This window comes from Flavilitoribacter nigricans DSM 23189 = NBRC 102662, assembly GCF_002646595.1.
Taxonomy (GTDB): domain Bacteria; phylum Bacteroidota; class Bacteroidia; order Chitinophagales; family Saprospiraceae; genus Flavilitoribacter; species Flavilitoribacter nigricans.
Genome location: NZ_PDUD01000018.1, coordinates 29,297 through 50,710, shown reverse-complemented (window position 1 = coordinate 50,710; position 21,414 = coordinate 29,297). Strand labels below are relative to the sequence as shown.

Annotated in this window: 14 protein-coding genes; 7 read left to right on the top strand and 7 right to left on the bottom strand. The window is 52.1% G+C overall.

What is annotated here, in order from left to right:
- Positions 1-159 precede the first annotated feature (159 nt).
- Positions 160-1,428, top strand: a complete 1,269-nt coding sequence (hutI, locus tag CRP01_RS11400) for an imidazolonepropionase (RefSeq protein WP_099150172.1) — start codon at positions 160-162, stop codon at positions 1,426-1,428.
- Positions 1,403-2,425, top strand: coding sequence for a formimidoylglutamase (locus tag CRP01_RS11395; protein WP_222845709.1), 1,023 nt, complete (start codon positions 1,403-1,405; stop codon positions 2,423-2,425). The genes hutI and CRP01_RS11395 overlap by 26 nt, the downstream gene beginning before the upstream one ends.
- A gap of 11 nt (positions 2,426-2,436) precedes the next feature.
- On the opposite strand, the gene CRP01_RS11390 is transcribed toward CRP01_RS11395, so the two are convergent.
- The 4 genes from CRP01_RS11390 to CRP01_RS11375 form a co-directional block, all read right to left on the bottom strand.
- The gene (locus CRP01_RS11390; RefSeq protein WP_099150170.1) at positions 2,437-2,703 is read right to left on the bottom strand and encodes a hypothetical protein; all 267 of its coding nucleotides are present in this window, start codon (positions 2,701-2,703) and stop codon (positions 2,437-2,439) included.
- A 10-nt stretch (positions 2,704-2,713) separates the two neighbouring features.
- The gene (locus CRP01_RS11385) at positions 2,714-3,193 is read right to left on the bottom strand and encodes an MOSC domain-containing protein (RefSeq protein WP_233752669.1); all 480 of its coding nucleotides are present in this window, start codon (positions 3,191-3,193) and stop codon (positions 2,714-2,716) included.
- A 350-nt stretch (positions 3,194-3,543) separates the two neighbouring features.
- Positions 3,544-4,323 carry a (Fe-S)-binding protein gene (locus CRP01_RS11380; RefSeq protein WP_099150460.1) on the bottom strand — a complete coding sequence of 260 codons (780 nt, stop codon included), beginning with the start codon at positions 4,321-4,323 and terminating at the stop codon, positions 3,544-3,546.
- 70 nt (positions 4,324-4,393) lie between these two features.
- Positions 4,394-5,746 (bottom strand): (Fe-S)-binding protein, encoded by a 1,353-nt coding sequence (locus CRP01_RS11375; protein ID WP_099150168.1) that lies wholly within the window; start codon positions 5,744-5,746, stop codon positions 4,394-4,396.
- Between the two features lie 230 nt (positions 5,747-5,976).
- Here CRP01_RS11375 and CRP01_RS11370 point away from each other — a divergent pair, with 230 nt between their 5' ends.
- The 4 genes from CRP01_RS11370 (at position 5,977) to CRP01_RS11355 (ending at position 14,295) form a co-directional block, all read left to right on the top strand.
- Complete coding sequence (locus tag CRP01_RS11370) at positions 5,977-6,471, top strand: phosphoribosyltransferase family protein (RefSeq protein ID WP_099150167.1); 495 nt, start codon at positions 5,977-5,979, stop codon at positions 6,469-6,471.
- Positions 6,472-6,515: 44 nt separating this feature from the next.
- Positions 6,516-6,875 (top strand): MmcQ/YjbR family DNA-binding protein, encoded by a 360-nt coding sequence (locus CRP01_RS11365; protein ID WP_099150166.1) that lies wholly within the window; start codon positions 6,516-6,518, stop codon positions 6,873-6,875.
- Positions 6,876-7,044: 169 nt separating this feature from the next.
- Positions 7,045-8,130, top strand: a complete 1,086-nt coding sequence (locus tag CRP01_RS11360; RefSeq protein ID WP_233752667.1) for an NAD(P)/FAD-dependent oxidoreductase — start codon at positions 7,045-7,047, stop codon at positions 8,128-8,130.
- Positions 8,131-8,280: 150 nt separating this feature from the next.
- Positions 8,281-14,295: an alpha-2-macroglobulin family protein gene (locus tag CRP01_RS11355; RefSeq protein WP_170110330.1), complete on the top strand. Its 6,015-nt coding sequence runs from the start codon at positions 8,281-8,283 to the stop codon at positions 14,293-14,295.
- A gap of 77 nt (positions 14,296-14,372) precedes the next feature.
- Here CRP01_RS11355 and CRP01_RS11350 read toward each other — a convergent pair whose 3' ends face one another.
- From CRP01_RS11350 to CRP01_RS11340, 3 genes are all read right to left on the bottom strand, one after another.
- Complete coding sequence (locus tag CRP01_RS11350) at positions 14,373-14,618, bottom strand: hypothetical protein (protein WP_099150164.1); 246 nt, start codon at positions 14,616-14,618, stop codon at positions 14,373-14,375.
- A 177-nt stretch (positions 14,619-14,795) separates the two neighbouring features.
- Positions 14,796-16,526 (bottom strand): ABC transporter ATP-binding protein, encoded by a 1,731-nt coding sequence (locus CRP01_RS11345; protein WP_099150163.1) that lies wholly within the window; start codon positions 16,524-16,526, stop codon positions 14,796-14,798.
- Entirely contained in the window at positions 16,507-17,700 is a 1,194-nt protein-coding gene (locus tag CRP01_RS11340; RefSeq protein WP_099150162.1) for a ribonuclease D, read from the bottom strand. Before CRP01_RS11340 ends, CRP01_RS11345 begins: the two co-directional genes overlap by 20 nt.
- A gap of 550 nt (positions 17,701-18,250) precedes the next feature.
- Between CRP01_RS11340 and CRP01_RS11335 the strand changes: the two genes are divergently transcribed.
- Complete coding sequence (locus CRP01_RS11335; RefSeq protein ID WP_099150161.1) at positions 18,251-21,400, top strand: AsmA family protein; 3,150 nt, start codon at positions 18,251-18,253, stop codon at positions 21,398-21,400.
- Positions 21,401-21,414: the final 14 nt, after the last annotated feature.

Below are 21,414 nucleotides of genomic sequence, written 5' to 3'. Positions count from 1 at the left end.
GTAGAATTTAGCCTGGATAAGCGTTTTCCGACCTCGCTGAGGTAGAAACAAGGAATTCTACTATTTTTCTACGAATGTTTAACCTATACGAGGACATTTTTGAGTCCTAAAAAAATTCAGGATTACTCATGTTATCACCACCCATAAGTTCCGCAAAATATGCTTTTGATCAATATCCGACAGCTGCTCGGGACCCACACCGCAAATCAGTTTCTCCGGGGCGAGGCAATGGCTCAGCTTCCCACCATCCCCAATGCCTACCTCCGCATCCATGACGGCAGGATCGCAGATTTTGGCCCAATGTCAGAATTGCGGGATCAGCTGGACGAGGAGGTTGTGGATGCCCTGGACCGCCTGGTGCTGCCCGCCTGGTGCGATTCGCATACGCATCTGGTATTCGCGGGATGCCGGGAGTCGGAATTTGTCGACAAGCTTAAGGGGCTAACCTACGCCGAGATCGCAGCTCGGGGAGGCGGAATCCAAAATTCGGCCCGCACCTTACAACAAACCTCCGAAGCAGAGCTTTACCGTTCGGCTAAAGAGCGTTTGCAGGAGATTATGCGGACCGGCACCGGAGCGGTGGAGATCAAAAGCGGCTACGGGCTAACGGTAGCCGACGAATTAAAAATGTTGCGGGTGATCAAGCGCCTGCGTGCCGATCACGAAATAACGATCAAGTCCACATTTTTGGGTGCCCACGCTATTCCCTCCCGTCTACAGGGAGATAAAGAGGCCTATATCCGGGAGATCATCGAAGACATGCTGCCGGTCATCGCCCGGGAAGGTCTGGCTGATTACATCGACGTATTTTGTGAAAAAGGATTTTTCGAATTGCGGGAAACCCGCAGGATCCTCCAGGCTGGGAAACGATTCGGTCTGCGACCGAAACTGCACGCCAATCAACTGAATAATTTCGGTGCCGTTCAATTGGGCGTAGACGAAAACGCTTTATCCGTTGACCACCTCGAAAATATTGGGAAAGCAGAGATCGCGAGTTTGCGGGACTCTAATACCATTCCGACCTTACTACCCGGAGCCGCCTTTTTCCTGCGCATGAATTATCCGCCGGCCCGGCAAATGATCGATGCCGGACTGGGAGTGGCCCTCGCTACCGACTACAATCCGGGATCCGCACCCAGCGGGAACATTCCTTATCTGTTGGCGCTAAGTTGTATTCAGATGCGCATGCTGCCGGAAGAAGGCATTAATGCCCTGACCCTGAACGGCGCCTGCGCCATGGAGGTGCAGGATGAACTCGGCAGTATTGCCCCGGGGAAGAAGGCCAATCTCATCCTGAGTAAACCTGTACCCAGTCTGGCTTACCTGCCTTATGCCTTCGGGAACAATTGGGTGGACCGGGTGATCATCAATGGTAAAACCGTACACCAAAGCTATCCGTCTTATGCCGAAGTGGAAGATCTACGATAAGGAAGATGTTAAACGGCTCACCAAAGTCCGCCCCGGGGAAACCAAGATCGGCGAAATCGTTTCTGCCGGCGCGGAAGGGCTGGATCATTCCCGCCTGGCCATCATCGGCATTCCGGAAGACATCGGCATTCGGGCCAATCTGGGCACCGGCGGGGCCACTACCGCCTGGAACGCCTTTCTTCCGGCTTATCTCAACCTTCAATCTACCCAATCACTCCGCGGTGCGGAGACCTGTATTTATGGATATCTCGATTGCAGTGATCTGCAACATCTGAAGCATTCCGAATCGGTTTCAGCATTGCGGGAAGCCGTCAATTTGATTGACCAGGCAGTCGCCGGGCAGGTTGATGAGATCGTTGCCGCCGGGTGTTTCCCGGTAGTGATCGGCGGTGGGCACAACAATGCTTATCCCATTTTGCGGGGAGCGGCCAGCGGTTACCATCGCACCGGCAGGATAGCGGCGGAAAAGCTCGATGCGATCAATCTGGATGCCCATTCCGATTTTCGCCGGCGGGAAGGAAGGCACAGTGGCAACGGTTTCCGCTACGCGTTTGATGAGGGCATTTTGGAAAAATACGCCATGATCGGCCTGCATCGCAATTACAATGCGGCAAACGTCATCGATGAGATGGCTAGAGAAGCGAACATCCACTATTGCTTTTGGGAAGAGATATTTTTGGAAGAAAGGTGCAGTTTTAAGGAAGCAGTACTAGAAGCTATCGCTTTTACGCGATCCGGCACGACCGGCATTGAACTGGATCTGGACGCCATAGCCGGTGTATTGTCCAGTGCCATGAGCCCTTCGGGAATTACCAGCACCCAGGCGCGGCAATACCTCCATCTTTGCGGGAGCAAAGCGCCGGTTGCCTATTTACACATTTGCGAAGGAGCGGTACGTCTGGATAACGGCCTGATAGACCCTACGACGGGAAAACTGATCGCTTATCTGGTCAGTGATTTTGTGCGGGCACTCGGCCAGAATCGATCTTTTAGCTAAAGCCCACAGCCTCAGGAGGTCTCGACGATCACTTCAATTTTTGAGATCTCTTCTTCCAGCCATTCGTCCAGTCCGCGGTACCAGTCCAAATGGGGTGACATCGCTAGACAGCCGCCGGCGTGCACCACGCACTGGGTCCATTCCCACTGTTTTTTGCAAGCAGGGCAACGTCCGCCGGTATCAAAAGTATTCCAGACGTGGCCGCAAGTGCACGACCAGTAGGGCTTTCCATCGGGCTCCCAGTCACACTTTGGGCAGGCAATTCTTACTTCAGCCATCAGCTATTTTTTAGGAAACTTCCACCGCTTCCGGTTCCTGGTACAAGCGTACTTCGTCACCTACACGGAGCGTTCCTCCTTTAATTACTTTTGCGGTGATCCCCCCGTGGCCGCGCATGGCGTTGTAGGCGCCGGGACCGACATTCTCCTCGATCCGGGAGCAGGGATAACAAAGACCGGTCATTTCCAAAACTACCTCACCGAGGGTAAATTTACGATCGGTAAAAGCCAGGATATTGATGCCCGAAATAACGATGTTCCGACGCAATGCGCCAGGGTCAACCGAACGGGCCAGCATCTTTTCCACGGCTTCGATGTGCTCTGCCTGCACCAGGGTGATCTGCCGTTTACCACCATTCCGGCTGTAGTGGTCACCGGATAAGCCAGCTTCAACATCAACCGTGATCTCGGAAACGGGCTCCACATCAGCGCGGCGCTCCGCCCGGATACCGATCCATTCTACTTTTCCTACCTGAGGTAAACTTTCCAATAATTGTGATTTAGTATAGGCCATGATCAAATTTCAAAAATTGTTAAACCACTTTTTTCGTATGCTAAAAAATCCTAACTTAGCAGCGCAAAGCAACCGGCTTTGCAACGAATAACGCGCAAGTATCAAAATAAGTTTTGGCTCAACACGATAATAATAAAGGTCAGACTTATGGTGTCTAGGGCGGGCCTCAATCCGCAAGGATTCTTTCTTCGGAAGGACAAGGGGATTACCGAACCACCGCAGCTGCCTTAAACCTGTCATATAGGGGCCCAAAACGCTCCTGATACTTGTGCGTTTTTTTTAGGCCGGTGTGCCGCAACTTGTAAAGGGCGGCACACCGGCCTTTCTTATTGCAGGTTGTTTACGATCATTTCCGACAGATCGTAGACCATCACGCTTTCCTGTTTTTCCTTGGCCGTCACGCCGTCGTTCAGCATGGTTATACAGAACGGGCAATTCGCCACGATGGCCTCCGCCCCCGTACCTAAAGCCTCCTCTACCCTTTCGGTATTGATCCGCTTGTCACCGGGTTCATCCTCTTTCCACATCTGCGCTCCGCCGGCACCGCAGCACAGGCCGTTTTTACGACTGCGCTTCATCTCTACCAGATCTGCATCCAACTGTGCCAGTACCGAGCGCGGTGCTTCGTAAACGCCGTTGATCCGGCCCATATAACAGGAATCGTGGTAGGTGATCTTCTTGCCTTTAAACGTGCCCCCCTCTTTCAGTTTCAGGCGTCCCTGATCAATCAGTTCCTGGAGAAACTGCGTGTGGTGGATCACTTCGTAGTTTCCGCCCAGCGCCGGATATTCATTTTTGAGGGTATTGAAACAATGCGGACAGGCCGTGACGATCTTTTTGATCTCGTAGCGGTTCAGTACTTCAATATTTTGCAGGGCCGACATCTGAAAAAGGAATTCGTTACCCGCCCGCCGCGCCGGGTCCCCGGTGCAGGATTCCTCATTGCCCAGAATAGCGAAGGAGATCTCCGCCGCCTGCAGGATAGTGGCAAAAGCCCGGGTGATGCGTTGGGCCCGGTCATCGAAACTACCCGCACAGCCCACCCAGAACAATATTTCCGGGCTGGTACCTTCGGCGGTCATTTCCGCCATCGTTTTTATATTCAGTTCTTGCATAATTGTCAATTGTGAGTGAAACATGCCGGAGGATCTCCGATACAGATCGTAAATCCCGGCATTATTCTCTGGTCCATTGTTCCCGGTCGATATTCATGGCCCAGGCCGCTCCCTGGTTTTCAATACTATTGAACATCGGCAGCCAGTCGGATGGTCCCGCGGATTCCGTAAGGATCTCGTAGCGACGCATCTTAAGAATGGGCTCCAGCGGATTGATCAGTACCGGACAGGCTTCCACACAGGCATTACAGGTCGTGCAGGCGTGGATCTCCTCCCGACTGATGTAATCAAAGAGTGATTTGCCGTCTTCGTAGTTCTCTTTGGAAAGCGGTTGCTCGGGATCGCGGGCAAATTCCTTATTGCCGCTATCCAGTCGCTGTCCGATCTCTTCGGCCCGGTCCCGGATATCCATCATGATCTTCCGGGGAGATAATTTTTTACCGGTAATATTCGCGGGGCATACCGCGGTACACCGACCGCATTCGGTACAGGCGTAAGCGCCCAGCACATTTTTCCAGGACATGGTGAATACATCATTGGCACCGAATTCGGGCAGTTCCTCTTCCATACTCAGATCCGCTTCGCCTGTATCATCTCCCAGGCCCATCATGCTCTTCACCTCATTCATGATCTCCGGCATATTTTCCATTTCGCCGCGCGGTCTGAGCCGGGCAAAATAGGTGTTCGGAAAAGCCAGTACAATGTGCAGGTGTTTCGATTTGGGCAGATAGTTTAGGAAGACGAATACCATGATCAGGTGCAGCCACCAGCCGAAACGCTCCACGGCGACCAATGTCCCGTCGCTCAACCCGCCGAAAAGTGCCGGACCGAGCCAGCTGCTCACCGCCAGATTACCGGTATCCGAATAATGCTCCACTCCGCGGGACTGCAGCACCATATCCGCACCGTTCATACTGAAAATACCGACCAGGAGAATGAGTTCGAAGATCAGGATCAGGTTACCGTCCAGCTTCGGCCATCCCTTCATTTCGGGTTTGTGAAAACGCGGTAATTTCAACGCATTCCGACGGGCCAGGAAAATGATGGTCGCCACGAAAGCCAGCAGGGAAAGGATCTCAATAAAGCTGATCACAAAGGTGTAAAACCCACCCAGACCGGAGGCGAAAAAGCGGTGTACGCCGAAAATTCCGTCAATAAAGATCTCGATCAGTTCGATCTGCGTGATGAGAAAAGCTGCGTAAATGAAAAAGTGAAAGACGGCGGGGATCCAGCGCTTGAACATTTTCTTTTGCCCGAAAGCAACGAGGAGTACATTGCTCCAGCGCGCGCCCGGGTCTCCGGTGGTCGCCTCGTCCTGCCCGAGCAGGATATTTCTGCGCACCCGAAGGAATTGCCGGGCGGCATAGCCCAGTGCGGCGGCGGCGACAATGATGAATATAATCTGTTGTATCATAAAAATGCTTAAGTTGCGGTTTATGGGGCTCGGCAGTAGCTGAACAATCACAACGAATGAATGATCACTGATTGCCGGAATTAATCCGTGCGAAAGATCACCGGCTAAAAGACAATTTAATTCAGCGAATTTTCGCTAAAATAACATCTCGACCGCGATTGTACAAAACTCAACAAATTTAATTTTTATTCATCGCCAAAGTAATAAATTTGTAGTTCAAGGAATATACCATGAAAATACTAGACCATAAAAAGATCCGGCAGAAAGTTAAAAGGCTGGCGATTGAGATCCTCGAGCACAATTACGAGGAAGAGGAGTTGATTATCATCGGGATCAACAACCGGGGTATGCAGGTGGCCCTGTTGCTGATCGAGGAACTAAAACAACTCAAACCGTTACCCATTACCCTGACCCGCATCCGTCTGAGCCCGGCCGATCCGCTGGGTAGTCCGATCGAACTGGAAATGCCGGTCGAAGAACTCAATCAGAAGACGATCCTCCTTGTAGATGACGTCGCAAACACCGGTCGCACGATGTTTTATGCCTGCAAACCACTGATGACCATCCTACCCAAAAAGATCGAAACGGCCGTACTGGTAGACCGGCAGCATAAATCGTTCCCCATTAAGGTCGATTATGTGGGGCTGTCGCTGGCCACTACCCTGAAGGAAAATATTGACGTAGAGATCCAGGAAGCGGGCGAGTTTGCCGTATTTATGAATTGAACCGCCGCTTGCCGGCTACCTTATAACCCGACGATCACCAAATTATGAACCTAGAAGAATTCCGGGAGTACTGCCTGTCCAAAAAAGGGGTGGAAGAAACCTTTCCCTTCGGCGAGGAAACCCTTGTGTTTAAAGTGATGGGCAAGATGTTTGCCCTCACCGGGCTGGACAGTGAAACGGCGACTGCCAATCTGAAATGCGACCCGCTTAGGGCGGTCGAGCTTCGTGAAAGTCACCCGCAGATCATCCCTGGTTACCACATGAATAAAAAGCACTGGAATACGGTGGAACTGGAAACGGGACTGGACAACGAACTCCTGACCGAGCTGATCGATCACTCCTACGATCTGGTGGTTGAGAAAATGCCGAAGAAATTGCGCGAAGAATTGAATAATTTACCGTGAGAAACTGTTTTAAAAATAAATACTGGTTTAAGAAGCGCGCATTTTCCGCCTGCTCATCGTTACAAAAAAGGTCACGTAGCTAAGGCTATGTTCACTTTTTTACGCCTCAATCAGTCGCAAAATGCGGGCTTCCCAACTGCAGCACCATTTTTAAAACAGTTTCTGAGATTTGTCTGATCAATTGAACATTACTACCGATTATCTGATCGTTGGGCAGGGTTTGGCCGGCACCCTGATCGCTCATTTTTTACTGGAAGCCGGCCAGGCCGTTCATCTTATCGACGATAATTATCCCCGGGCGGCTACCAAAGTGGCGGCCGGTATCATCAATCCGGTTACGGGTCGACGCTACGTTAAATCCTGGCGGATCGATGACCTCATCCCCAAAGCCCAGCAAACCTACCGGGAACTCGAACAGAAGCTGAATATCCAGATCTACCATCCGCGCCCCGTGCTGCGGGCTCTTTTTAATAACCGGGAGGTAAATGACTGGCAGGCCCGGGCTTTTGATCCCGCCTACCAGGCCTATATGGTACCGGGAGATGAAGTCAATATTGGTCGCTACGCAGAGCATACGGTCCCTGCCTTTGATTACGGAGAATTGCGGGAAGGAGCGCAGGTAGAGATCGGCACCCTCGCGGAACACTACCGGCAATGGCTGATAAATGCAGGCTTGTTAACCGAAGCAGCTTTTGATTTTTCTCAGCTCCAATTACTCGACCAGGGCGTTGAATACCGGGGTATCCGAGCCCGTGTGGTCGTTTTTTGCGAGGGGGCAAAATCCAAAGCCAATCCCTATTTCTCCTACCTTCCCTACGAGGGTAATAAGGGCGAAGCCCTGATCACGTCCATTCCGGAAGCCGGCTTTGAACGTATTCTCAAACACCGGATCTTTGTCGTTCCCCTGGCCGACGGCCGCTACTGGATCGGATCGACCAGCAACAATTTCCATACGGATGATCTCCCATCGGAAAAAAGCCGGCAATACCTGACGGAAAAACTCGATGAACTGCTCCGGCTCCCCTATCGCACCGAAGAGCACCGGGCGGCGATCCGCCCCACCATCAAAGACCGGCGCCCGCTACTGGGAACGCACCCAGAACACCCACAATTGGTTATATTTAACGGACTGGGTACCAAAGGCGCATCCCTCGGTCCCTACTGGGCTCAACACCTTGCAGACGTGCTGACCCGCGGTGTACCGATTGATCCCGGGGTCGATATTGGCCGATTTGGGCTAAATCCCTCTAAATAAAAGGCTTCTGTCATAATTTTTCTATCACTAACATGGTTATAAAAACAATATCCCCACAAAACACGAAATATGAGAAAGAGGACTATCCCATGGGCCTTGGTGCTGATACTGTTCGCCTACATCCCACTTACCTCCCAAAACCCAGGGTCTATGCCAGTTAATAACGACCCCTACACCGCAGAATGGAAAGCAATTGATTCATTACAGGAGCAGGGTTTGCCCAATTCCGCCCTGGGTAAAGCGCTCGAACTATACGATCGCGCCAAAAATGATAAAAACGCCGCCCACCAGGCCAAGGCTGCGATACAGGTCAGCGCTCTGTTGCCGGAATTGTCCGAAGACGGGACGGTGGCTTCCATAAATTATTTAGAAACGGAATTTCCTAATGTTGATTTTCCTGTAGACGCCATTTTCCAGTCGGTACTCGGTGAGTTATACATGAATTACCTCCGGGACCAGATCTGGCGGATTCGCCAACGGGAATCCGTAAGCGGCGATCCGGGAACGGATATCAAAACCTGGTCCGCCGAGCAGTTACTCCAAAAAAGCACCGAATACTACCTGGCCTCTGTGGAAGATCCCGAGGCGCTGCTCGCCGTTCCCATCGGCACCTTTGATCCACTTTTTCCGGCTACCAAAAATACGGACGACTTACGTCCTACGCTTTTTGATTTTCTGGCCCACCGGGCTATCGACCAGTTTACCAATGAACTAACCTACATCACCCAGCCGGTCTACCAGTTTACGATCGACGATCCGGCCGCTTTCGACCCGGCAGCGGAATTTGTATCCCATACTTTCGTTACCGAAGACGAAACCTCCTTTCCTTACCTGACCCTGAGCCTGTTCCAACGGGTACTCGGTCAGCATCTGGAAGATGACCAGCCCGCGGCCCTGGTCGATGCCGATCTCAAACGGCTGCAGGTCGTTCACGAGAAAGCCGTTCTCCCGCAAAAAGACAGTTTGTACCTGCATGCGCTCGAGGCAATGGCCGAACGATATACCTCCCAGCCGGTCTACACGGAAATTTTGGCTCAGATCGCTGAATTCAAACTTCGACTGGGTAGAACCTACCAGCCGGGTACCGACGATGAAAAACGCTGGCTGATCAAGGAAGCCTACGAATTGTGCCAAACCGCTATTGAGAAATTCCCGGATAGTTACGGAGCGATCAAATGTAAAAACCTGCAGCAATCCATTCGCAGCAAGCAACTGGAACTGAAGATCGAACAGGTGAATATTCCCGTTCAGCCTTCTCTGCTCTGGATTGGCTACACAAATATTGATAAGGTGTTCCTCCAGGTTTACCGCCTGGACAGTGAACTGGATTTTTCCACGCTGAATTACAACGAACGGATCGCTTACATCAAACGGCAAAAACCCGTCAAGACCTGGTCCCAGGCGATACCCGATGAAGGGGATTATCAGGGGCATTCGGTAGAACTGGCCGTTCCGGTACTGGATATCGGTCACTACGTGATCGTTGTTTCCGATACGGAGTCCATCGAGCCCAAGGTCAGCAGAGCGGCCTTCGTCGAGACCCATGTTTCCCAACTGGCGTATCTGCACCGGCATTCCCCGGAAAATCAGATGCAATTTGTAGTGGTGAACCGCAGTTCCGGCGCTCCGATGCCAGGTGTGAAGGCAGAGTTCTTCACCCGCATGTACAACCGACAGAAGCAGCAATACGAATTAAATAAGGTGGGCGAATCCGTTTCGGATGCCGACGGTTTTGTCCATCACAACGTCACCCAAAACCTCTACTTCCGGGTGAAACTGACCCTCGACCAGGATATCCTTTTCCTTGAGAACGGATACAGTAATTACAATTCCAGTAACGAACCCCGTAACCGCCAAATGGCGCACTTCTTTCTGGACCGGGCGATCTACCGCCCCGGACAGACCGTTTATTTTAAGGCCATTTTGCTGGAAAAAGACGGGGAAACCCAACAACCCCGCATTTTGCCCAACGAAAAAACCACGGTCAGCTTTCACGATGCCAACGGGCAGGAAGTCAAGAAACTTGAACTGACCAGTAATGACTACGGCAGTATAAGCGGCAGTTTTGTGGCGCCCGCTTCCGGTCTACTCGGACAGATGTTCCTCCGGGCCGGCAACGGCAGTACCCATTATTTTCGGGTCGAAGAATACAAGAGGCCGCGTTTTGAGGTCACCTTCGATAAATTGGACAGCCAGCCGCAACTGAATACGGAAGTAAGCGTTGCCGGAACAGCCGCAGGTTTTGCCGGAGACCAGGTCCAGGATGCCAATGTAACCTACCGGGTGGTTCGGGAAGTCCGCTACCCCTGGCTACCCTGGTGGCGTCGCAGTAGTATGCGATTCCCGGGTGGCCGTTCGGCCAGCATGGAGGTCGCCAACGGCACTACCAAAACGGATGCCGACGGTAACTTTACGATCAGTTTCCCGGCCAAAGCCGATCCGACGGTCAACCGCCAGTTAGATCCCGCCTTCGTGTTCACTGTTTATGCCGATGTCACGGATATAACCGGGGAAACCCACAGCGGGGAAAAAAGTATACAACTCGCTCGTTTGGGGCTTCAGGCCGAAGTGGTAGTTCCGGATGCTTCCGATCGCCAAAAACCGTTGGAATTAAAAGTAAATACGAATAACCTGGACGGTGAGCCGCAGGACGTTACCGGATCCCTGGTTATAGAACGACTGGTCGCTCCGGCCCACCCCTATCTCGAGCGCTATTGGGAAAAACCGGATTACCACGTGATCGATAAGGAGACGTTCAGCCAGCAGTTCCCGCTAATGCCGTACGAGGACGAGAACGAGCCGCAAAACTGGCCCGTAGTGGGCGAGATCTACGGTCAGGAGATCAATACGGGAACCTCCCAATCACTGAAACTGGAAGTGAAAGACTGGCCGGTGGGACACTACCGCTATACCTTTACCACCCAGGATCAGGGAGGGCATGAGATCAAAGCCCAGGGCTTTTTCCAGTTGTACGACCGGGTCAATCAGCAGATACCGACCAATGAATGGTTGTGGACCCAACTGGACCAGAAAGTGTACGAGCCCAAAGATCTGGCTAATCTGGCTATTGCCTCTTCTTTGGAGAACTGGCATTTGTTGTACGAAGTAGATCGTCGGGACAAAAAAGAAGAACCCCATTGGGTAGACCTGCAGAAGTGGCTGGATATGAACGAACTGGTCCGGGAAGAAGATCGCGGTAGTTTTCACATTAAGATCGCTGCTATCCGGTACAATCGGGTGTTCACCCCCAGTGTGACCGTGGTCGTTCCCTGGAGCAACAAGGAATTGCAAATTGAATATCAGACCTTTCGGGATAAACTAAGACCGGGAGCGGAAGAAGAATGGCAGTTAAAGATCAGTGGTCCCGGTGGGGAAAAAGTAGCCGCCGAACTGGTGGCCGCCATGTACGATGCCTCCCTGGATCAGTTTGCGGAGAACAATTGGAACTTTACCGCCTTTCCCAATTATTATATGGATCACCGTCGCTGGCAGGGCGCCGGTTTCGGTCAGACCAACGGCAATATGCTCAACACGCCCCAACAGGACTGGGATAAACTCCCCGAACGCACTTACCGCCGCCTGATCCTGACCAGCAGAGTAGTCCGTTTATTTTCCGCCCGATCCATGGCACCGGCACCGGCCGCTCCCCGGATGGAAACAATAGAAGAGGAATCCGTGGAAATGGACATGGCCATGGCGGAAAGCAAGGTAGCCAATGTAGCCGGTATGCCGACCCCTTACGATGATGCCACCGGTGGAGATGAGGCCGACGCGGATACCGACCAGGATGCCCCCATCACTCCCCGGACCAATTTAAACGAAACGGTTTTCTTCCTGCCTGATCTGCGGACCGATGAGGACGGCAATGTGTTGATCTCCTTCACTATGAACGAGGCGCTGACCCGGTGGAAATTCCTGGCCTTCGCCCACACGCCGGAGTTGGCCTACGCCAGTAGTGAAAAAGAGATCGTTACGCAAAAAGAGTTAATGGTGCTACCGAGCGCACCGCGCTTTTTCCGCGAAAGCGACGAGATCGTTTTTGCGGCTAAAGTGAGTAACCTGAGCGAAGGTCCTCTATCGGGATCGGCCCGGCTCGAACTCTTCGACGCCCGCACCCGGGAATCCATCGATGTGGCCTTCGGCAATGATCAGGCCAATGTATCCTTCCAAACGGAAGCCGGTGGTTCCGCCGGACTAGAATGGAAGCTGGAAATCCCCACCGGACGTACCTCTGCGGTCATCTACCGGGTCACCGCCCGCGCCGGCTCCTTTACAGACGGCGAAGAAGCCGCCCTCCCGGTGCTGACCAATCGCATGCTGGTTACCGAATCCCAACCGCTGGCGCTCAACGGAGGAGAATCCAAGACCTTTGAGCTGGGGGCTCTCGGTAAGGCGCTGAGTTCGCCAACGGCCAAAGCCCATCAGTTCTCCCTGGAATTTACGTCCAACCCCGCCTGGTACGCCGTGCAGGCACTGCCTTACCTGATGGAGTACCCCTACGAATGCACCGAACAGATCTTTAACCGTTATTACGCCAATGCCTTGGCCAGTTCAGCGGCCAATCAGTATCCCAAAGTACGGCAGGTTTTTACCGAGTGGCGCGATCAGGCCCAGGATGCCATGCTGAGTAATCTGCGGAAAAATCAGGACCTGAAAGCCTTGCTGCTCGAAGAAACGCCCTGGGTACTGGACGCTCAGAATGAAGAAGAACAAAAGCAGAATATCGGGCTGTTGTTTGATCTGGATCGCATGTCCCGCGAAGAAGAGAGTACTTTGGCTAAACTGGATGAACGGCAGCAGTCGGACGGGAGTTTTTCCTGGTTCCCCGGTGGGAATCCGAGCTGGCACATAACCCAGTACGTTGTGCAGGGCATCGGCCGTTTGAAAAAACTGAATGTATCTGATCCCGCCTATACCGGCATTACCGACCGAATCAGCCTGAATGGTATCGAGTACATTGATCGAAAAGTGGTCGAGCAATATAATCAACTCAAGGAACAGGTGGATCGGCAGAACGCCGAATGGGAGGACGACCACCTCAACAGCCTCACCATTCATTACCTGTACACCCGCTCCCTATTTGAGGTGCCGGCCAAAGAGGAATTGCAGACCATCATTGATTACTATTTGCGACAATGTGAAAAATACTGGCTCGATAAGGGCCTCTACGAACAGGGACTGATCGCCCTCGCCCTGGCCAATCGTCAACAAATGGCTACCCCGCAAAAGATCCTGGCTTCTCTGCGGGAAAGAGCCCTCCGGAACGACGAACTGGGCATGTACTGGAAGCAACCGAACAGCTGGTTCTGGCACCAACTCCCCATCGAAACGCACGCGCTGATGATCGAAGTATTCGGCTCCCTGGACGCTCCGATCGAAGACATCAATGCACTGAAGATATGGTTGCTGAAAAACAAGCAGACCAATCACTGGCCGACCACCACCTCTACCGCAGCCGCCGTCTATGCCTTGTTGAATGCCGGTGATAACTGGCTGGCCGAAAGTCAGGAAGTGAAGATCCGCTTCCCCGGCTGGAACAAACAAAACTATGACGACAAGATCGAAGCCGCTCAGGCTAGTGCCGAAGCGGGTACCGGATATTTCCAGGTGAAATGGGACGGATCGGAAGTAGATGAAAGTATCAGCCGGATCAAGGTGAGGAATCCCAACAAGGGACCGGCCTGGGGAGCAGCCTACTGGCAGTATTTCGAGGACCTTGACAAGATCGATATTTTTGAAGAAACGCCCCTCACGTTGAAAAAAGGTTTATTCATCGAAAGGTCCGGCGATCGCGGACCGGTGCTGGAAGCCCTTGGGGCCAACGCGGCCCTGCATCCCGGCGACAAACTTGTGGTCAGATTGGAACTGAGGGTCGACCGGGCTATGGAATACGTACACATGAAGGATACCCGCGCGGCGGGCCTGGAACCGATTAACATCCTCAGCCGCTACCGCTGGCAGGACGGCCTCGGCTATTACGAAAGCCCCGGTGATGCCGCTACCAACTTTTTCTTTGACTACCTCCCGGCCGGTACTTATGTATTTGAATATCCGTTGCGGGTAACCTACAAAGGCGAGTTCTCAAATGGCATCACGAGTATCCAGTGTATGTATGCGCCGGAATTCACGAGTCATTCCCAGGGTAGTCGGGTTTCCATTAAATGATCCGGCAGCGGAAAGCCTATAAACAAAAAAAGCCCCCCGAAATTCGGGGGGCTTTTTTTGTTCCGAAGGAGAACCGTTTAACTACCGGGAATCAGACTCTTTCCGGTTTCGATCACTTTTTTGATCAGTGCTACTTCCGGTAAGTACAATTTAGTGTTAGTGACGGTTTCTTCATCCAGTTGTTCTTCATTTTCCATAAGCTGGTACTGAGTGGCCTTCTCTGAGGAAGTATTCAGTTCCACCGTATTCAGATAAATGTAAGAAACCAGGCTAGCGAGAACTACTAGAGCGACGAGAACGGTACGGGCAGTTTGTTTTTTCATTACAGTCTTCTTTTCGAATCATCTTCATCGATGATGGGTCGATAACTCCTTAAAGTTACGTTAAATTCTAAATACTCCGCCGATTTTTCGACTTTCAGCCGATTTTACCGGACGAATTCAACAGTATAGACGCGATTTTTTTTCGAGCGGTTGCAAATAAAGTCACTTTTTTTCAAATTATTTTGGAATGGCCGCAATTAACTCCCGTGTATAGTCCGCCTGGGGGTGAAAATAGATCTCATCGGCCGGTCCCGATTCAACGATCTTTCCGTCCTTCATCACCAGTATCCGGTCACTCATGAATTTGACTACCGACAGATCGTGCGATATAAAAATATAGGTAAGTCCGTGCTGTTCCCGCAGGGATTGAAGCAGGTTGAGTACCTGCGCCTGCACCGAAACATCCAGGGCTGAAACCGCCTCATCGCAAACGATAAAGCGCGGATTGACCGCCAGGGCCCGGGCGATGCAAACCCTTTGGCGCTGACCGCCGGAAAACTCGTGAGGATACCGGTGGAAATGCTCGGGTAATAATCCGACCTGCTCCAACAACTGCCGGGTGCGGTCTTTTCGATCTTTTTCATTTTCGCCGATGCCGTAGACCAGCATGGGTTCAATGATCGCCGCCCCGACCATCATGCGGGGATTCAGTGAAGCGTAGGGATCCTGGAAGATGATCTGTATTTCTTTGCGCAGTGCTTTCAGCTCACGTTCATCGGCATCCGTCACCGATTGACCGTTGAAGTCCACCCGTCCGGCACTGGGTTCTTCCAGGCGCAGGATACTCCGTCCGAGGGTCGTTTTTCCGCAGCCCGATTCCCCCACCAGCCCCAAAGTTTCGCCGGGATAAACAACAAAACTGACATCATCCACGGCTTTTACATAAGATCTGGGTTGCCCCCAGAAAGAGGTAGTACCGGTAAACCAGGTCTTTAAATTCCGGACCTCCAGAAGCGGTGACTGGGCCTCCAACTCTTCCAGTCGCTGCCGGGTAGCCGTCCGGTCAATTTTTTCCAGTTGGGGCGGCACCGGCGGTTCGGCGTCCTCCCCGGCCCAGAAGTCGGCCACTACGGGCAGGCGCGTCAGGCGATAGTCCAGCGGCGGCCGGCAAGCCAGCAATCCTTTGGTATAGGGATGTTGGGGATTTTCGAAAAGTTGCTGCACACTACCCTGCTCTACGATCTGCCCCCGGTGCATCACCAGGCTGCGATCGGCGATCTGTCCGATCACCCCCAGATCGTGGGTAATGAAGATCACGGCCGTGCCCATTTCCTGTTGCAGGGAAGCGATTAATTCCAGTATAGCCTTCTGGACCGTAACGTCCAAAGCAGTGGTGGGCTCATCGGCGATGAGAATATCCGGATGGGTGCACATCGCCATGGCGATCATAACCCGCTGTTTCTGTCCGCCCGATAACTGATGCGGGTAGGAACGGTAAATCCTTTCGGGATCGCTGAGCTGCACCTTCCGAAGCCAGCCGATCACCTCCTCCCGCAGGTCTTTTCCGCTGCCGGCGGTATGCATGCCGAGGTTTTCGGCGATCTGTTCCCCGCAGCGCAGCAAGGGATTGAGCGAACTCATCGGCTCCTGGAAGATCATGGAAAGGCGTTTGCCACGGAAAGTACGCATCCGGGCCTCCGGTAGTGCCACCAGATCGACGGACTGATCCGGGTCGGCCGGGAAAAAGAGTATTCGCCCCTCGACAATCTCGCCGGGTGCGGGCACCAGTCGCATCAGGGACAGGGCCGTGATCGACTTGCCCGAACCGGATTCTCCGACAATGCCGAGGGTCTCGCCGCGGATTAGGTCGAAGCTGATCCCGTCCACGGCTTTTACAAAACCGTTATCTGTATTAAAATAAGTGCGCAGGCCGTCAACCGACAGGACTTTATCCTTGGGATTCGACATTGAGCTCAATTTTTCCACCTTCTATTTCCAACTCCAGATTATTGATATTTTCAATCCAGTGTACGAAGGTATCGCCCAAAAGTTCCTGCCGCCAGCCGGCATCCGTGATCACGGACTTGAGTTCCGGATCCGACTTCATTTTATCCAGCATATTTTTGGGCATTACCAGGGACGGCGCTACATTTTTGGACTGCGCCTTGTGCTGGATCAGCAGGTACAGCAGATCACGGATGATATTGTCCGTATCACTTACTTCCCCGTTCTTCTTGGAGGGCAGGCGGCTCAGTACTTCCTTTTCTTCGGGGGTGGGACCATCCTGGTACATCTGAAGAAACATTTTCCCGTAGCGATCGGTATACCGGTCGGGAATGCGGCGGTTCTTCTTCAGCGCGTCCTTACCGGAGGCGATACCGCGAACGATGTGGCTGATCAGTTTACCCGGCAGGATCATTTCCTTGGAGTAATCCTTTTGCCTGGCCGTTTCTCGGCGCCAGGCCAGCAGGCGGAGTAAAAAGACCCGTTCCCGCATTTTCAGGGAGCGCACCAGGTTGCTGGTCAGTAATTCGTGGTGGGGATCCCGCTCGTAGAATTCGGGCGTTTCCCAGGCGCTTAGTTCCTCGCTTACCCAGTGTTCCCGATTCAGGGAGCTGAGCTTTTTGCGGATATGCGTCCACAGATCGTGCAGGGGAATAACGTCATCCAGGGCGTAGGTCAGTTGTCTTTGCTGAAAAGGTCTGGATTCCCAGTCGGCCACGGCGTACCCTTTTTTAAGGCGTAAGCCTAGTTCACCCTCCACCAGATTCTGAAAAGAGATCGGATAGCGGTAGCCGATAAATCCGGCCGCGATCTGCGTATCAAAAACATTTTGGGGTACCGTTCCGAAGGCCGTATTGAGCAGGCGGTAATCGTTATCCCCCGCGTGGGTGATCTTTACGATATTTGGGTCCTCTATAAGTCGTAAAAATGGCCGAAGATCCTTAATTTTAATGGGGTCGATCAGATACACCCCAAACTCAGTAGTCACCTGGATCAGGCACAAGAGGGTGTAATAGCGTTTTTCTCCCACGAATTCGGTGTCAAAGGCAAGCCAGGAAGTGTGTTTGTTTTGTTGGTAAAAGTCTTCTAAACGATCCAGATCTTCCAGTAGCTGGTACGATGCATCAATTGATGGCATATGTCATTAATAGTTAAAGAATATTTAATATGCCTCTTTATTTATGTAAGTATGTGCTGTCAATCATCCATAAGTAAGAGACTACCTGCTGTTTGTCTTTAGACCTTTCGTTTAGCACGGTTTTTAAACATCCGGGAGTCAAAAATGATCCCAAAAAGAGCTTAAAAGCCAAATTCAAACAGCTACAAGGGGAGTTTTATACCGGACAAAAATAAAAGTATTGATCGATACCAAAGAAAGAATGAGGACTAAAAATCAATTGCACCCGAATAAACGTTTACATAGAGGTACCGCAGCGGAACATTCCGACCGGTACCTGCGGGCCGCCGGGAGGGAAAAATCCTTCCGGGAAAAACATTTTGTACCGCCGGAGCGCAACTTCTGCATAAATTGACGCAAGTTGCGTTTTAAAACAAACGAACCGGGGGTGCGATATAAAAGAAAACACTAATATCGCATTCGATACGGAACACCATAGACAACACGCAAGATCTAAAACAAAACAAATACCCCTCCGCAGGGGGTTACATAAGATACAAAGCGAATAAGCATGAAAATCGTAAAACGCATTTTGATAGGAATTCTGGTACTGGTGGTGCTGTTGGTAGCGGCCGCTATTACCCTACCGATGATCTTTAAAGATGAACTGGTCGCACTGACCAAAGAAGAGATCAATAAGAACGTGCGCGCCAAGGTCGATTTTGAGACCCTGGATCTTTCCCTGCTGCGCAGTTTTCCGGACCTGAATATGAGTCTGGGTAATTTCACAGTAGAAGGCATCGAACAATTCGAAGGCATTCCACTGGCCAGCGGTAAAACGCTCGATTTCGGACTCGACCTCATGTCCGTGATCAAAGGGAAAGGCACCATCGGGATCAATTCGGTGCACCTGGAAGATCCCAACGTAAACATCCTGGTGCTGTCCGACGGCAGCGCCAATTACGATATCGCCGTACCGACGGACGAGCGCATCCAGGAAACGGCCAGCGAAACCGACTACAGCGGCATGGTGATCGAACTGGATGAATACAGCATCACCAATGGTACGTTCACCTACGACGACCGCAGCGCGGATACCTACGTGTTTGCGGAAAACATCAACCACAGCGGTTCGGGTAACTTCACACTGGAAGAATTCGACCTCGATACGGAAACGGACATTGCGGCCCTGACCGTCAGTCAGGCCGGCATCCCGTACCTGAAGTCTGCCCATACTACCCTGGATGCGATCTTCAACATCAAGCAAACGGAAAGCCTGTATACCCTAAAGGACAACGAACTGAAAGTGAACGACCTGATCGTCAACGCCGACGGTACGATCCAACTACAGGAGGAAGATATTCTGCTGGACCTGAGTTTCAATTCTCCGCAGAACGAATTCAAAAACCTGTTTTCCCTGATCCCTAACGCTTACATCGCCGGATACGAGGATGTGCAGGTGGATGGTGGCTTTGTGCTGAACGGAGAAGTTAAGGGTACCTACAACGCCGAGCGGGAGCAACTGCCTACCTTTACCATCAATCTCGACGTATCGGACGGACGGGTAAAATACCCGGACCTGCCCCTGTCCATCGACAATATTTTCGCCCAGGCGAATGTACAAAGTCCCAGCAGCGATCTGGATCAGCTGAAAGTTGATCTTCCGAGATTCAGCCTGCAGTTGGGGGATAATCCTTTCCGCGGCAGTTTTTCACTGCGGACGCCCATGTCGGATCCGGCCGTAAAGGCCAGCGCCAAAGGTACGATTGATCTGGCGGATCTGGTGAGAGCCTACCCGATGGAAGGTATCGACGTACTGACCGGGCTGATCAAAGCGGATATGGACGTGGATACCCGCTATTCCTTTGTGGAGAGCGAGCAGTACGATCGCATCAATATGAGCGGCGATGTCAGTATGAGCGGTTTTCGTTACGAGACCGCCGGATTACCGCCTACCACCATCAGCAAGGCCGAAGCGACTTTCACGCCCCAGCGGGTAGTGATCGAGGATTTTGACGCCCAACTGGGTAAAAGTGATATTCGCGCCCAGGGTAACATTACCAATATCATGGCCTACTTTTCACCGGATAAGACCATGAAGGGTGACGTAGTGCTGCGTTCCAATACTTTTGACGCCAACGAATGGATCGCCGAAGAAGAGGTGGATACGGTCAGTCTGGCCGCCAATACAGCCGACGAAAACGCCGCTTACGAGGTTTTCGACCGCTTTGATTTCAACATCGATGCGGAAGTCGGTTCCATTCTCTACGATGTATACGAACTGAAAGACACCAAGGCCAAAGGCCGAATGATGCCCAACCGCCTGGAAGCTACCAGTTTCAGCACCGTGATCGAAGACAGTGATATGGCCGGTTCCGGTACCATCACCAATATGTTCGACTACGTTTTCAACGGCGGCACGCTGGGTGGAGACATTCAGGTAAAATCGAACCTGTTCAACCTGAACTCTTTCATGGGTGACGAAGATGCTACCGCCACCACCGCAAGTAGTGGAGAAGCCGCAGCCTACGAAGTGATCGTCATTCCCAAGAATATCAATATGACCATCCTTTCCGAAGTCAACCAGGTACAATACACCAACCTGGTACTGCGGGATGTAGTGGGCAAACTGTATATGGAGAACGGCGTGGCCGTACTGGAAGACGCTACGGCTAAAGGGCTGGGCGGCGATATCGGGCTGAGCGGCAGTTACAGTACGGAAGATCCCGCAAAACCGTATTTCACGCTGAAATACAACCTCAACCAACTCAGCTTTGCGGAAACCTTCAAGACCTTTAACAGCTACGCCAAACTGGCGCCGATCGGGAAATACATTACCGGTAACCTGACCTCCTCGCTGATCATGGAGGGCGAACTCGGTCAGGACCTGATGCCCAAATTGGAGACTATCAACGCGCAGGGATTCCTGGAGACCATCAACAGTTTCCTGGCGGACTTCCAGCCTTTCGATGCCATCGGTAATGCCCTGAACATCGAAGAACTGAAAAACAAGATCCAGCTGGACGATATCAAGACCTGGTTCACCATCGAGGATGGCGTAATCGCCGTTAAACCCTTCGATATAAATATCAAGGGTATCGGCATGACCATCGCCGGTAGCCACGGACTGAACCAGTCGATGGATTACAGTATCAAAGCCAAGATCCCGCGGGAAATGCTCGAGAAAAGTGGCATCGGCCGGGCCGCCGGTAGCGCCCTGGACCGACTGACCGCAGAGGCGAATAAGATCGGATTTGATATCAAGAAAAGTGAATTTGTGAACGTCGGTATCAATCTGGGCGGTTCCATGACCGATCCGAGCGTGAAATACAGTCTGCTGGGTAGCGAAGGCAACCAAACGCTGGAAGACGCCGCCAAAGAGACGGTGAAAAATGAGATCGCCGAGCAAAAGGAAAAACTGGAAGCCGAGATCGAGAAGCAGAAAGAAGCCGCGAAAGCGGAGGTACAGTCAAAAGTAGATGCTGCCGTTGATTCGGCCAAAACTGCGGCCCAGAAAGAGCTGGACAAGGCGAAAGACAAAGCTATCGATCAGGTGAAGAACCAGGTGGGCGAAAAAGCGGACACGGCGGCCCAGAAGCTGCTGGACAATCTGCTGAAAAAAGATACTACCAAAACGACGGATCAGATTAAGGACCAGCTTGATAAGTTCAACCCGTTCAAGAAAAAGAAAAAGACGGAGAAGGAAGGAGGCGGGGAATAGGGAAAAATACCCTT